The 13088-nt window shown below is 69.2% G+C and carries 13 protein-coding genes; 9 read left to right on the forward strand and 4 right to left on the reverse strand.

Features of this window, described 5'->3' with window-relative positions:
- The first annotated feature begins 2 nt into the window (after nucleotides 1–2).
- The 4 genes from BL253_RS04805 (at nucleotide 3) to BL253_RS04820 (ending at nucleotide 3768) form a co-directional block, all read left to right on the forward strand.
- Nucleotides 3–1157, forward strand: a complete 1155-nt coding sequence (locus tag BL253_RS04805; RefSeq protein ID WP_076813915.1) for a sulfotransferase family protein — start codon at nucleotides 3–5, stop codon at nucleotides 1155–1157.
- Nucleotides 1158–1245: 88 nt separating this feature from the next.
- Nucleotides 1246–2427, forward strand: coding sequence for a DUF1214 domain-containing protein (locus BL253_RS04810; protein WP_076813917.1), 1182 nt, complete (start codon nucleotides 1246–1248; stop codon nucleotides 2425–2427).
- 35 nt (nucleotides 2428–2462) lie between these two features.
- On the forward strand, nucleotides 2463–3128 hold the full coding sequence (locus BL253_RS04815) for a nitroreductase family protein (protein WP_076813987.1): 666 nt from the start codon (nucleotides 2463–2465) through the stop codon (nucleotides 3126–3128).
- A 346-nt stretch (nucleotides 3129–3474) separates the two neighbouring features.
- The gene (locus BL253_RS04820) at nucleotides 3475–3768 is read left to right on the forward strand and encodes a hypothetical protein (protein WP_241834532.1); all 294 of its coding nucleotides are present in this window, start codon (nucleotides 3475–3477) and stop codon (nucleotides 3766–3768) included.
- A gap of 385 nt (nucleotides 3769–4153) precedes the next feature.
- On the opposite strand, the gene BL253_RS04825 is transcribed toward BL253_RS04820, so the two are convergent.
- Nucleotides 4154–4750 carry a TetR/AcrR family transcriptional regulator gene (locus BL253_RS04825; protein WP_076813919.1) on the reverse strand — a complete coding sequence of 199 codons (597 nt, stop codon included), beginning with the start codon at nucleotides 4748–4750 and terminating at the stop codon, nucleotides 4154–4156.
- A 128-nt stretch (nucleotides 4751–4878) separates the two neighbouring features.
- On the opposite strand from BL253_RS04825, the gene BL253_RS04830 reads away from it, so the two are divergent.
- Entirely contained in the window at nucleotides 4879–6072 is a 1194-nt protein-coding gene (locus tag BL253_RS04830; RefSeq protein ID WP_076813921.1) for a cytochrome P450, read from the forward strand.
- 125 nt (nucleotides 6073–6197) lie between these two features.
- On the opposite strand, the gene BL253_RS04835 is transcribed toward BL253_RS04830, so the two are convergent.
- Complete coding sequence (locus BL253_RS04835) at nucleotides 6198–6947, reverse strand: SDR family oxidoreductase (RefSeq protein ID WP_076813922.1); 750 nt, start codon at nucleotides 6945–6947, stop codon at nucleotides 6198–6200.
- A gap of 50 nt (nucleotides 6948–6997) precedes the next feature.
- On the opposite strand from BL253_RS04835, the gene BL253_RS04840 reads away from it, so the two are divergent.
- The gene (locus tag BL253_RS04840) at nucleotides 6998–7600 is read left to right on the forward strand and encodes a TetR/AcrR family transcriptional regulator (protein WP_076813924.1); all 603 of its coding nucleotides are present in this window, start codon (nucleotides 6998–7000) and stop codon (nucleotides 7598–7600) included.
- 10 nt (nucleotides 7601–7610) lie between these two features.
- Entirely contained in the window at nucleotides 7611–8810 is a 1200-nt protein-coding gene (locus BL253_RS04845; RefSeq protein WP_076813926.1) for a cytochrome P450, read from the forward strand.
- 635 nt (nucleotides 8811–9445) lie between these two features.
- On the opposite strand, the gene BL253_RS04850 is transcribed toward BL253_RS04845, so the two are convergent.
- Nucleotides 9446–9931, reverse strand: a complete 486-nt coding sequence (locus tag BL253_RS04850) for a nuclear transport factor 2 family protein (protein WP_198946166.1) — start codon at nucleotides 9929–9931, stop codon at nucleotides 9446–9448.
- A 157-nt stretch (nucleotides 9932–10088) separates the two neighbouring features.
- Here BL253_RS04850 and BL253_RS04855 point away from each other — a divergent pair, with 157 nt between their 5' ends.
- Complete coding sequence (locus BL253_RS04855) at nucleotides 10089–10982, forward strand: LysR family transcriptional regulator (protein WP_076813929.1); 894 nt, start codon at nucleotides 10089–10091, stop codon at nucleotides 10980–10982.
- Nucleotides 10983–11097: 115 nt separating this feature from the next.
- Here the strand turns inward: BL253_RS04855 and BL253_RS04860 are convergent, their stop codons facing one another.
- Complete coding sequence (locus tag BL253_RS04860; protein WP_241834533.1) at nucleotides 11098–12042, reverse strand: GlxA family transcriptional regulator; 945 nt, start codon at nucleotides 12040–12042, stop codon at nucleotides 11098–11100.
- 83 nt (nucleotides 12043–12125) lie between these two features.
- Here BL253_RS04860 and BL253_RS04865 point away from each other — a divergent pair, with 83 nt between their 5' ends.
- Nucleotides 12126–13070 carry an NADP-dependent oxidoreductase gene (locus BL253_RS04865; RefSeq protein ID WP_076813932.1) on the forward strand — a complete coding sequence of 315 codons (945 nt, stop codon included), beginning with the start codon at nucleotides 12126–12128 and terminating at the stop codon, nucleotides 13068–13070.
- The last annotated feature ends 18 nt before the right edge of the window (nucleotides 13071–13088 follow it).

Raw genomic sequence — 13088 nt, forward strand, 5'->3', positions numbered from 1 at the left:
CGATGCGCTACCCGACCAGCGAACAGCTGCTCGACGCGGCTGCCACGGCGGCCGGCCTCGCCGACTTCGGCGCCGGCGACTTCCGCGAGGGACTCGACGTCCTGCTCGACAGCCTGGAACGAGACGGGGACCTGAGCCCGGGCGCCGACGACGCCGTCGTCGGCGTCCTTCACCGACGGCTGGTGAACCGCCTCGAACTGGAGGCCTGGTACCGCGAGCACCCTGAGACCGCGGACCTGCCGGTGCGCGGGCCGATCGACGTCAACGGCCTGCCAAGGACCGGCACCACGGCGCTCGCGAACATCCTGTCGCTCGACCCGCGGTTTCGCGGGCTGCGCGGCTGGGAGCAGTCGAGGCCCTGCCCGCCGCCGGAGCTCGCCACCGAGCTGACCGACCCGCGGCGTCTGGAGCAGGTGAAGGAGTACGAGGAGACCCCGGCCCACCTGAAGGCGATGCACATCTACGACGCGGACGCGACGATGGAGGACAGCGAGGTCCTCGGCATGTCGTTCCACGGCCAGCAGATGACGCTGCCGGTGTACGGCTACCACGCCTGGTGGCGCGCCGCCGACCTGACGGACACGTTCGCCCACCACCGGCGCGTCATCCAGCTTCTGCAGTCGCGCCGGCCGCCGAACCTGTGGCTGTTCAAGGCGCCGCACCACAAGTTCCACCTGGAGCCGCTCGCCGCCGCCTACCCGGACGCGCGGTTCGTCATGACGCACCGCGACCCGGCGAAGGTGGTCCCGTCGTACGCGAGCATCGTGTCCGCGATCCTCCCGCCATCGGCGGGGGAGCGGGACAAGCGGCGGCTCGGCCAGGAGATCAGCGAGCACCTGCGCGTCGGCATGGAGAACGCCATCGCGGCGCGCGCCCGCCTGGGCGAGGACCGGTTCTTCGACGTCCATCACCGTGAGCTGGTCACCGACCCGATCGGGACCGTGCACCGGGTGTACGCCTTCCTCGGCCTGGTCCTGCGGCCGGAGGTGGAGCGGGCGATGGCCGGCTGGCACGAGGCGAACCGGTCCGGCGCGCACGGTGTGCACCGGTACACCGCCGAGGAGTTCGGCCTGGACGCGGAGCAGATCCGCGCCGACTACGACTTCTACGTCCGCCGCTTCGGCATCGAGATCGAGYGGAAGGAGGCCGAGCACTGACATATCGAGTGCTGACAGATCGAGTGCCGGGAAGTCRGGCGCCGGGAGGTCGAGTGTCGAGAAGTCGCATGCTGAGGGGATACGGACGATGAGCCTGCCCACCTGGTCCGAGCAGCTGAAGGCGCTCGACGGCGTCGCCGACAACCTGATCGCCCAGTGGCGGCCGGGCGGCGCGTCCGAGGCCGAGACGCAGGACATGAACAAGCTCGCGCTGTCGATCCTGGCCGGCGGCTACCTGTGCCGGGTCTACACCGACGCGCGCCGTCCCGTGTTCATGCCGCTCTGGAACTACGCGTTCAACCAGGGCGGCCCCGACCCCGACTACGTCTACTCGACGGCCGAGATCGACGTCGACGGCGTGTACGAGATCTCCGGCTACCGCGGCACGACGCGGTTCGTCGAGATCACGCAGCAGAGCTTCGACATCATGAGCCCGGCCGACATGAGCGGGGGACCGGTACCGGCCACCCACGACCTCGACGAGCTCCGGTTCGGCGGCGACGGCTCCTTCCGCGTCCTGCTCAGCGTGCGGCGCCCGGAAGGCCACACCGGCGACTGGTGGCGCCTCGAGCCGACCACACGCCGCCTGCTCATGCGGAAGTGCTCGTGCGACTGGATCCGGGAGGACGACGCCCGGGTGGCGATCAACCGGCTGGACGACGGGGGAGCGGACATGTCCCCGGCGGAGACCGCCCGGCGTTTCTCGGACCTGGCGGCCTGGGTCGAGGGCATGATCGCCTTCGACATGAAGCTGGTGCGGTACTACCGCGAGCACCACGGCATCAACACGCTGCTGCGCTCGAAGAAGATCGACGAGATGGGCGGCCTGCCGAAGCAGGTCTACTACGACGGCATCCACGAGATCACCGACGACGAGGCCCTGATCATCGAGACCGAGGTGCCCAGGCGGAGCCGCTACTGGCAGGCGCTCGTCGCCGACGACCGCTTCTGCACCGTCGACTGGGTGAACCGGCAGTCCAGCCTCAACGACGCGCAGGCCCGCCTCGACGGCGACGGGAAGTTCCGTGCCGTCATCTCGCGGCTCGACCCGGGTGTGCCGAACTGGCTCGACAAGGCGGACTATCCCTGGGGGGTCATCCAGCTGCGCTGGAACCGCGCCAGCGACCATCCCGACCCCACCGTCAGGAAGGTGCCGTTCGCCGAGATACGTGAGCACCTGCCCGCCGACACACCCCAGGTCACCCCGGCCGAACGCGCGGCACAACTGCGCGCCCGCCGGGAGGGTGCCCAGCTCCGCCGGATCTGGTGACCGGCCCGCCGCCCGAAGAGATCGGAGAAACCGGTATGGAGATCCACGAGGCGCTGTACACGACGAGAGCGATGCGACGGGTGCGTCCCGACCCGATCCCGGCCGATGCCCAGGCCCGCATTCTCGACGCCGCCATCCGGGCGCCGAGCGGCGGCAACACGCAGGGGTGGCGTTTCCTCCTCGTCGACGATCCCGCGGTCAAGGGCGAGCTGGGCGTCCTGTACCGGAGAGCGCTGACGAGGCTGTGGGAGACGTTCTACGCGGACCGCCTCGCCGCCGCCCGGGCCGACCCGGACTCGGCGGAGAGTGCCACGCTGCTGCGGATCCAGCGCTCGTCGGACTGGTTGGCCGACCACTTCGCCGAGGTGCCGCTCTTCCTCTTCGCGTTCGTGCAGCGGGACCCGACCGGCGGCTCGATCTACCCGGCGGTCTGGAACGCGCAGCTGGCCGCCAGAGCCGAGGGCATCGGGAGCTCACTGACCAGCGTGCTGGGCGCGTTCGCGAAGGACGAGGTGCTGGAGATCCTGGAGGTCCCGCGCGACGAGGGGTGGATCAACGCCTGCTGCGTCAGTTTCGGCTACCCGACCGGACGCTGGGGCGTCGCCGCTCGACGACCGGTGCACGAGGTGGCCGCGCGCAACCGCTGGAACGGCCCGCTGGGCTTCGAGGTGCCGTCGCCCCTCTGGCCGCCGAGCGAGTGACCAGCCGCCTCCACGGAGTTCGTCGCCGATCCGCGCGCCGAGGGTCGGTGTGAGTGATCCTCGCGAGTGGGACCGGGCGAGCTGGCATGCGGACGCCGTGCCGCATCTCGCCTACGGCGCGGCTACCGCGGCCACGTCGCGCGGTCTCGGTCGCTGGTGAGCTGGATCGATCGGGTGAGTGGAATCGATCTGTCGCGACGGGCGGCGTCGGTGTCGTCGGGCCGGGGCAGAGGCTGGACTTGCTGGTTGCCGCCGACCCAGCGGGGAACCGGACCGTCAGGCAACGGATGTTGGGCGAGGGTCGCCTGTAGAACAGCACCCTCACTTGAAGAATGAGGAGGCAGCTATGACCGAGCCCACGGAGCGCCTCGAGGACGTCGGGTCGGCTGAGGTTCTCGACGACGTGCCCCTGAGCGCCGAGGAGAGCCTGGACAGCGACGACCTGGGTGACACCGACGCGGGCCGGGACCCGCTCGACGACAGCTGGGACGCACCCGACTGGCCGAGCGGCGAGACCCGCGCGCGGCCGACCGCGGCCGAGCAGCAGGCCGGAACGTCGCTCGACGACCAGCTCGCTCAGGAGATTCCGGATGTCGATCCGTACGCGGACGCGGCGAAGACCGCATCACGGTGGCAGTGAGCCGGGCCTGGAAAGGATCCTGGTCGGGACGGCGTCATGGACGGACCCGATCTTGATCGACCCTCCGTGACCAGGCGCCCTCGGACCTGTCGCAAGACCAGCAGCGCGGCGAGGAACCCAGCCGGAAGCGTGGCAATCACACGGGTGAGGGCGCCCAACCCCCCGGCGGAACAGACCAGAGCGACGACTCGACATCACCGACCGGCACGAGGCTCCTGACCCGTCGAGTAGCTGGTGAGTGTCGACGCGGCGGGTCGGGGAGCGGTCGACAGAGTGACAGGGCGCATCGCGCCGTGCCGCGGGGCCGTGGGCGCGGCGAGCGCCACGGCGCGGGTGCGCGAAATCTGAGCCTTCGCTCGAACTTTCCGAGGCGCGGACACAAGGGTCAGAGCCGACGGGTCCGTTGCTGCTCGAGGCGCTCGACGAGGCGGCTCATGGCGGCGCGGGCTTGTTTGTGCGCGGTCTCGTAGCCGGCGGTCTCGTCGGCGACCAGACCGAGGGCCAGGCCCTGCATCGTGGCGGCGAGCAGTGCTGGTGGGAACTCGTGCGGGTCGAGGTCGTACTCGGGCAGGATCTTGTCCAGAACCTCCATCTGCATCCGCCGCACCTCCCGCGCGACCTCGCCCATCTGCGCCTTCAGCGTCGGTCGATGGTTGGCCGCGGCCAGGAACTCGATGAACAGGGCCGTCCCCCGCGGGTCGGAGGCGAGGTCCCACCAGGCCTGTAGGGGCCTCGGTGAGGCCAGCGCCGCCGCCATCCACTCGACGTTGCGCTCCGAGCGCCGCCGCAGCAGTGCGACGAAGAGGTCGTCGATGGTCGGAAAGTAGTAGTGCAGGAGCGGCGACGTCAGGCCGATCCGCTCGGCCACGTTGCGTGAGGTGACGGCCGCATACCCCTCAAGGAGCATGATCTCCTCGGCCGCGTTGAGGACGCGGGTCACCTTCTCTTCGGTCGCCGCGCGCCGGCGACGGGGCTCGGGCATCCCATCTTCCTTCTGTCAGTCCTCCCATCCTGCCTGAGCGCGGCACTCGCTTGACAGCATGGTCATGCCAGAGTTTGAATGACCGCTCAAACTTAGCGAGCCGCAGCAGTGAGCCGGGAGGTGTCGGAGTGAGCAACACGAGTCCGGTGTACTGGGACCCGTTCGACCGTGAGATCGCGCGCGACCCGTACCCGATCTACCGACGGATGCGAGCCGAGGCACCCCTCTGGTACAACGAACGCCACGACTTCTGGGTCCTGAGCCGCTGGGACGACATCAACGGCGGGCTGGTCGACTGGCCCACCTACTCCTCATCCCGGGGCCCGATCCTTGAGGTCATCAAGGCCAACATCGAGATTCCCCCGGGCACCCTGCTCATGGAGGACCCGCCGATCCACGACATCCACCGGCGCCTGCTCGCTCGGGTGTTCACCCCGCGGCGGGTGCTGTCGCTGGAGCCCGCGATCCGGGACTACTGCGTCCGTTGTCTGGACCGGCTCGACGGGGCCGACGGATTCGACCTGATGGCCCAGTTCGCCAACGAGGTGCCGATGCGTGTCATCGGCATGCTGCTCGGCATCCCCGAAGCCGACCAGCTGGCCGTTCGGGAGCGGGCCGACTCCAAGCTGCGCACCGAGCCTGGCAGGCAGATGAAGGTGTCCGCGGATGCCCTCATGGACACCGACCTGTTCGCCGACTACATCGACTGGCGCGCCGAGCACCCGTCCGACGACCTGATGACCGAGCTGCTGAACGCCGAGTTCACCGACGAGAACGGCGTCACCCGCACACTGACCCGCCAGGAGATCCTCACCTATGTCACCGTGCTCGCCGGTGCGGGCAACGAGACGACCGCGCGCCTCATCGGCTGGCTCGTCGCGCTCCTGGCCCGCTACCCAGACCAACGCGCGGATCTGCTCGCGCACCGGGAATTAGTCCCGAACACCATCGAAGAGACACTGCGCTTCGAGCCGACAGGCCACGCCATCGCCCGCTACGTGGCACGCGACGTCGAGCTGTACGGCCAGAAGGTCCCGGAAGGCAGCGCGATGATGCTGCTGGTCGCCTCCGCGAACCGCGACGAGCAGCGCTGGGAGAACGGCGAACGCTACGACATCCGCCGCAAGATCGACCAGCACGTCACCTTCGGCCTCGGCACCCACTACTGCCTCGGCGCCGCACTTGCCAGGATCGAGGGCCGGATCGCGCTGGAGGAGTTCCTCGACAGGTTCCCGTCGTGGGACGTCGACTGGGACAACTCGGCGTTGTCCTCCACGTCCACGATGCGCGGCTGGGAAACTCTTCCCCTCAGCGTCGCCTGACGTCATGCCGTGCCACTCCGGACGTCGGCATCCCCGGCGTGGGACTCCTCACCGGAGCCGAGGCCGGGTAACGGTCGGGCCGCGCGGCGCGGCGGTGTGGCCACGCCGCGCGGCCCCGGTCCGGGTCAGATGTACATGCCGCCGTTGACGCCGATGATCTGGCCGGTGATGTAGGCCGCGTCGTCGGAGACGAGGAACGACACGGCGTTGCCGATGTCGGCGGGCGTGCCGGCCCGGCCGAGCGGGACCATGGCGCTGACCGCGGTGAGGAACTGCTCCGCGCCGCCGGCCTGCCCTGCCTCGTGGTGGGCCATCGGGGTGTCGACGATCGTCGGCGGGATCGTGTTGACGGTGATGCGGTGCTCGGCGAGTTCGCGGGCCAGCGCCTTGGTCAGGCCGATCACGCCGCCCTTGCTCGCGACGTAGTGCGCCATCGCCGGGGCGCCTGACTGCGCGCTCGACGACGAGATGGTGACGATCCGGCCGTACCTCGCCTCGATCATGTCCGCCACCGCGGCCTGGACCGTGTGGAAGACGCCCGTGAGGTTCACCGCGATCATCCGGTCCCAGGCCGCCTGGTCGAGCCGCACGAACGGGACCATGTTCGAGATGCCGGCGTTCGCGACGACGACGTGGATCGGTCCGAAGGACTCGCGGACGGTCGCGTAGGCGGCCTCGATCGAGGCGCGGTCGGAGACGTCGACGGTGAGCGGCAGGACGGCGCCGCCGGCCGCGGTGAGCTCCGCGGCGAGCTTCTCGACCTTGTCTCCCTGCCAGTCGAGCATCGCGACCCTGTGGCCGTCTGCCGCCAGCCGCGTGGCGATCCCAGAACCGATGCCCTCGGCGGCACCCGTGACGACCGCGACGCGAACCATGCGCTGCTCCCTGCTAGACACGAAGTTTTGACGGGTGTAAAAATACGTCTATGGGTGAGTCGGGGCAAGAGGTCCGTCCGCGGGGTTCTCGCGCGCACGAGACGCGTGACCGGATCGTTGACGCCACGCTCCAGCTCCTCGCTCGGGAGGGGTACGGCGCCATCACGACACGGCGTATCGGCGAGGTCGCCGGCGTGAAGTACCAACTCGTCCACTACTACTTCGCCTCGATGGAGGATCTCTTCATCGAGGCGTTCCGGCGCGGCGCCGAGGAGAACCTCGCGCGCCTCGCCGAGATCGCGGACGGCGAAGCCTCGCTACGCAGGTTCTGGAAGATTAATTCCGACGCCGGCGCGAGCAAGCTCATGGTCGAGTTCGTGGCCCTGGCCCAGCGGCACCCCGCGTTGCGCCTGGAGATCGCGGCCTACGCGCGGCGGTTCCGCGCCGCCCAGCTCGCGTTCGCGCGAGCGGCCCTCGCGCGCGAGTCGATCGCGACCGACCAGGTGCCCCCGATGGTCGTGCTCCTGCTCACCACCGGCCTGGCGCAGCTCGAAGCGCACGACCGACTGATCGGTTTCACCGACGGACATGACGAGACCCGCGGCTGGATTGAGCAATGGCTTGCCGCCAACACCACCCCGGTAAAGGAATGAGAGACGACGCATGACCGCCACCGACCTCTACTGGGACCCGTTCCGCCACGACATCTGGGTGAATCCGTATCCCATCTACAGGCGTCTGCGTGCCGAAGCGCCGGTCTACTACAACGAAGAGCACGACTTTTACGCCTTCGCGCGCTGGGACGACGTCGATCGCGGCCTGCCCGATGTCGAGCATTTCAGCAACGCCCGGGGCAACATCTACGAGTTCATCAAGTCCGGCATCGAGATGCCCCCGGGCAGTGTGATCTTCGAGGACCCGCCGAGCCACGACATCCACCGCCGCCTGGTCTCCCGGCTGTTCTCCCCGGGCGGGCTCAGGGCACTGGAATCGAAGATCCGGGACTACGTCGCCCGCCAGCTCGACCCGGTGCGGGATGGCGCGGGCTTCGATGTCATCGATGTCCTCTCGGACAAGGTGCCGATGCGCGTCATCGGCATGCTCGTAGGGATTCCCGAGGCGATGCAGCAGTCGGTCCGTGACCGGACCGTCGCCAACCTCAAGACCGAGGAAGGCGGAAAGATCGACGCCGAGGCGTCACAGATCGCCACCGACATCTTCGAGAGCTACATCGACTGGCGCATCGCCAACCCCTCCGACGACATCATGACCAAACTCCTCAACGTGGAGTTCCAGGACCACGACGGCACCACCCGCAAGCTCACCCGCGAAGAGATCCTGGTCTACTGCGCCGTCATCGCCGGGGCGGGAAACGAGACCACCGGCCAGCTCATGGGCTGGATCGGCAAGATCTTCGGCGAGGAGAAGAACCACGCCCAGTACCAGCAGGTCGTCGCCGACCCGTCGCTGGCGGGCAGGGCGGTGGAGGAGATCCTGCGCCTGGAGCCCGTCGGCCAGGCCGTGGGCCGGTATGTCACGAAGGACGTGGAGTTCCACGGCCAGACCATCCCCGAGGGCAGCACGGCGCTGTTCATCGTCGGATCCGCCGGGCGCGACGAGTCCAAGTTCGCGAACCCCGACGACCTCGACATCCACCGCGACATCACACAGCAACGCAGCTTCGGCTACGGCCTGCACTACTGCCTAGGCGCGAACCTCGCCCGCATGGAAGGACGCATCGTCCTCGAAGAGCTCGCGAAACGCTTCCCGAAGGGGTGGGACGTCGACTGGAGCGACGCCAAGCTCGCGAGCACCTCGACGGTACGCGGCTGGGAGAAACTCCCCGTCGCCCTGCGGAAGTAGGACCGCACCGGCACGCCTGAAGGACAGTCACCACTGTCGCCGCTGGCGGTGCCCGACCCAGTAACGCTGGCGCGCGACGAAACAGAAAGCCCTGGACAGCGCGCGCCGATGTCGACCGCCACGGGACCACGCACAAACAGGTCCGCTGGCCTGCCTCTTTATCGACAGAGGCGGATCGGAAGTCCATGAGGCAGCGTGGCGGGTTCCGCGCCGGCTCTCGCCCTTCCCTGGATACTCCCCGGCCGTGATCGTCGGGATCGTGGCCGCGTCGGTCGCGCGGAACTTCCCTCGGATGGACCGGAGGATCGTGACCCCGGGTGCCAGCGACAGCTGAAAGGCCCCCAGCGTGACGCTCGCCGGTTGGCACCCGGACCTGCCCCGGTTGATCGAATCAGGAAGGCGCAGTCTCGGGACTGTTGCACGTTCACGGCACAGTCCCCCTCGGCGAGCAGGCGTGGCCGGAGGAGGCGCCGTTCCACACGCCGGTCTTCGTCGGATCTGGTAGGTCCGGACGCTCCGGTCCGCCTGATGGCCGTGATCATGATCACGATCGTGGTCGGGCTGACGTTGGGTGGCTCGCCGCCGGCCGCCACTGAAAGCGGTGGCCGGCGGCTTGCGTACGGCGCGCCGCCGGTTCAGCCGAAGACAGCGGCCGGGTCGCCCGCGTGCCAGACGGTCTCGACGCGGACGCGGCGCATGACCCAGCGCTCTCCATCGCGACAGAGAGCGACTGTATAGCGGTTCTTCATCAGTGCGTTGCGGCTGTGGTCCGCGGTGAGCAGGTGCTGGGCCTCCACGATCGCGGTGAGCCGGGCGGCGTCGCCGTTGACCTGGATGCGCGGATTGGTGACCACGTGCGTGGTGTCGAGGCGCGCGATGGTGGCCAGGACAGTCTCGACGATCGTGTCGCGTCCGGTCATGACCGGGCCTGGTTCGCCCTTCCCGGTCGTGGCCCGTGACTCCAGCTCGGCATCCGCGGCGAAAGCGGAAGCGGCCAGCTCCCGGTCGCGCAGGTCCAGTCCCAGCGTGAACCGGTACAGCGCATCGGTTACTTCAGCGCGGTCTTTCAATTCCCCGATGATGTCCGCGGGATCCTTGGCGGACAGGGCATGATCGGACACGACGTACACGGTTCTCCCGGTGGGAATGGCGGTGTCCGGTGGCCCGGGCCGCCGGCGGTGAGGTGGCTGGCGAGTCAACGATCGTGCGGGGGACAGTCGCGAACAACGCCATGTACTGTAACGATCGTTAAGCCACAATTAACGATGAGGGGAGCCAGTGGAGGGACAGGAGATCCAGGCCTTCCTGATGCTCGCCGAGGAACTGCACTTCGGACGGGCCGCCCAGCGGCTGCACGTGTCGACCGCGCGCGTCAGCCAGCTGATCAGAAAACTGGAAAGCCGGGTGGGGGTACCGCTGTTCGAGCGGACCAGCCGGCGGGTGGCGCTGACCCCGATCGGGCGGCAGCTGCGGGATGACCTGCGTCCGGGTTACGACCAGATCCAGCAGGGCCTGGACAAGGCGGTCGCCGCCGGCCGGGGGATCGACGGGACGCTGCGGGTTGGCTTCGCCGGTGCCGCGGCGGGTCAGTTCGTTCTCGCCGCGGCGCGGGTCTTCGGCACCCAGCACCCGGGCTGTGAGGTGCGGATCTCTGAAATCCAGGGCCACGGGTGCTTCCCGCCGCTGCGCGCGGGCGAGCTCGACYTCGTGCTCGACTGCTTCCCCATCCGTGAGCCCGACCTCGTCACCGGCCCCGTCGTTCTCCGCGAGCCGCGCATGCTCGCCGTGTCCAGCGACCACCCCTTTGCCCGCCGCGCATCGGTATCCATGGACGATCTCGCCCGCGACACCGTGCTGCGGCCCGCGGCCTCCACACCCGACTACTGGGACCAGTCCTGCGTCCCCCCGCGGACGCCCGCGGGAAGACTCATCCCGCGCGGCCAGGCCACCGAGACCTTCCAGGAGATGCTCACCCTCATCGGCGCCGGCAAGGGCATGTACCCGGTCGGCGGCCAGGCCGCCCGCTACTACGCCAGGCCGGACGTCGCCTACATCCCTCTCCGAGACGCCCCGCCCTTCGAATGGGGCCTGGTCTGGCCGGTCACCGGCGAGACCGCCCGGGTCCGTGCCTTCACCCTGGCCGCCATCACCACGGAGCAAGGCAGGAAATGACAGCTGGCAGGTGACCGCGATCATCGGGAATCACAGCAGGACCGTCATTCGCGTGCGCCCCTGGGCCCCGCTCCTCGTGCTCGATCGAAAATGAGCCCGGCGGCGGACCCCGGCACTATCCCCGGAAGGTTCTGCGGTAGGCCGTCGGGGAAATCGCGATGGTGGCGCGCAGATTCTCACGCAGTGACGCGGCGGTGCCGAATCCCGCACTCTCGGCGATTCTGTCGACCGCCATGTCGGTATGTTCCAGCAGGTTCCTGGCCAGGTCGACCCGCTGCTGGAGAAGCCATTGCCAGGGGCTTTGGCCGACCTCGGACCGAAAGCGGCGTGTGAAGGTCCGACGACTCATTCCGGCATGCGCGGCGAGGTCGTCCAGCCGCAGATCCTGGTCCAGGCGCTCGATGGCCCAGCTTCGGGTCGGCGCGGTGCCGGAGCCCAGTCCCTGCGGCACCGGTCGCTCGATGTACTGAGCCTGGCCGCCCTCGCGCCAGGGTGCCACCACAATGCCGCGGGCCACCTGGTTGGCGACGCCGCTGCCATGGTCCCGACGGACCAGATGGAGACAGAGATCCACACCGGCCGCCGCGCCGGCGGAGGTGAAGACCTGACCCGCCTCGACGAAGAGAACGTCGGGGTCGACGTGCACGGTGGGATAGGCCCGCTGGAAGTTCTCGGCGTGCCGCCAGTGCGTGGTGGCCGGCAGATCATCCAGACGGCCCAGGGCGGCCAGGACATAGGAGGCCAGGCAGAGGGAGACCACCCGGGCGTCCGCGCGAACCTGGCCGAATGCTTCTGTCAGGCCCGCCGGCAGCAGATCCCGGCCGACGATCTTCGTCATCGCGTCGGCCGGCGGAATCGCGATGGTGTCGGCCGTGGCGAGCACCGCCGCGTCGTGCGTGACCGCGATCGAGTAGTCGGCGGCGGTGGTCACCGGCTCGCCGTCCAGCGAACAGGTGAGCACCTCGTACAGCGGGCAGCCGGCCGTGTCCCGGGCCGTTCCGAAGATCTTGGCCGGCATGCTGAGCTCGAACGGCATCACCCCGTCCAGGGCGAGGACCACCACTCGATGCATGGCCCGATCCTTGCACAACCTGACCCCCGGGCCACTGGCTGAGTGACGGGCCGGCTCGCGACACTCGGGGCATGACGACGACGATGATGCGGGCGGTCAGCCAGGACCGGCTGGGCGGCCCCGAAGTCCTGCAGATGGTCGAGCTCGAACGCCCTGCTCCCGGGCCCGGCGAGGTGCTGGTGAGGGTCCACGCGGTCGGGCTCAGCCCGACTGACTGGTTTCATCGCCAGGCCCCGGGCTTTCTGGCGAGGCTTCCGCTGGTTCTCGGCTGGGACGTGTCCGGCGTGGTCGAGGCGGTCGGTCTGGGGGTGGTGCTCCACGGGGTCGGCGACGAGGTGTTCGGCATGCTGCCCTACCCGAACGGACACGGCTCCTGCGCCGAATACGTGATCGCGCCCGCGCGTGCCCTCGTCCGCAGGCCGGCGGAACTCGACCATGTCCAGGCCGGCGCGCTTCCGCTGGCCGCGCTGACCGCCTATCAGGCACTTGTCGACACCGCCGCGGTCCAGGCGGGCCAGCGGGTCCTGATCCACGCGGCGGCTGGCGGCGTCGGACATCTCGCGGTACAGATCGCCCGGTCGCTGGGCGCCTCTGTCATCGGCACCGCCAGTGCGCCCAAGCACGACATTCTCCGCCAGCTCGGCGCCGACGAACTGATCGACTATCGCGACCAGGATTTCGAGCAGGCCGTCCGTGACGTGGACGTCGTCATTGACGCGATCGGCGGCGACTACGCGGCCCGATCGCTGCGGACGCTTCGCCCAGGCGGGGTTCTGGTGTCACTGGCGCTCGGGAACACCGCGCCCATGACCGAGGAGGCCGCGCGCCTCGGCGTACGCCACAAGCTGATGCTCGTCGAGGCCGACCAGGCCGGCATGCTCGCGGTGGCCGCCATGGTGCGGGCCGGCGCGCTCCGCCCGGTCATCCAGGCGACCTTCCCCCTGGAGGATGCCGCGAAGGCACACGACATCGGTGAAGCAAACCGCGTCACCGGCAAGCTGGTCCTCACCGTCTGACCGGTCGACGGGGCCATC

Origin of the sequence: Pseudofrankia asymbiotica (assembly GCF_001983105.1) — a bacterium.
In the GTDB taxonomy this organism is placed as follows: domain Bacteria; phylum Actinomycetota; class Actinomycetes; order Frankiales; family Frankiaceae; genus Pseudofrankia; species Pseudofrankia asymbiotica.

Coding starts and splice junctions, on each gene's coding strand:
- BL253_RS04810 (WP_076813917.1), top strand. CDS start 1,246: ATGAGCCTGCCCACCTGGTCCGAGCAGCTGAAGGCGCTCGACGGCGTC.
- BL253_RS04815 (WP_076813987.1), top strand. CDS start 2,463: ATGGAGATCCACGAGGCGCTGTACACGACGAGAGCGATGCGACGGGTG.
- BL253_RS04820 (WP_241834532.1), top strand. CDS start 3,475: ATGACCGAGCCCACGGAGCGCCTCGAGGACGTCGGGTCGGCTGAGGTT.
- BL253_RS04825 (WP_076813919.1), bottom strand. CDS start 4,750: ATGCCCGAGCCCCGTCGCCGGCGCGCGGCGACCGAAGAGAAGGTGACC.
- BL253_RS04835 (WP_076813922.1), bottom strand. CDS start 6,947: ATGGTTCGCGTCGCGGTCGTCACGGGTGCCGCCGAGGGCATCGGTTCT.
- BL253_RS04840 (WP_076813924.1), top strand. CDS start 6,998: ATGGGTGAGTCGGGGCAAGAGGTCCGTCCGCGGGGTTCTCGCGCGCAC.
- BL253_RS04845 (WP_076813926.1), top strand. CDS start 7,611: ATGACCGCCACCGACCTCTACTGGGACCCGTTCCGCCACGACATCTGG.
- BL253_RS04865 (WP_076813932.1), top strand. CDS start 12,126: ATGACGACGACGATGATGCGGGCGGTCAGCCAGGACCGGCTGGGCGGC.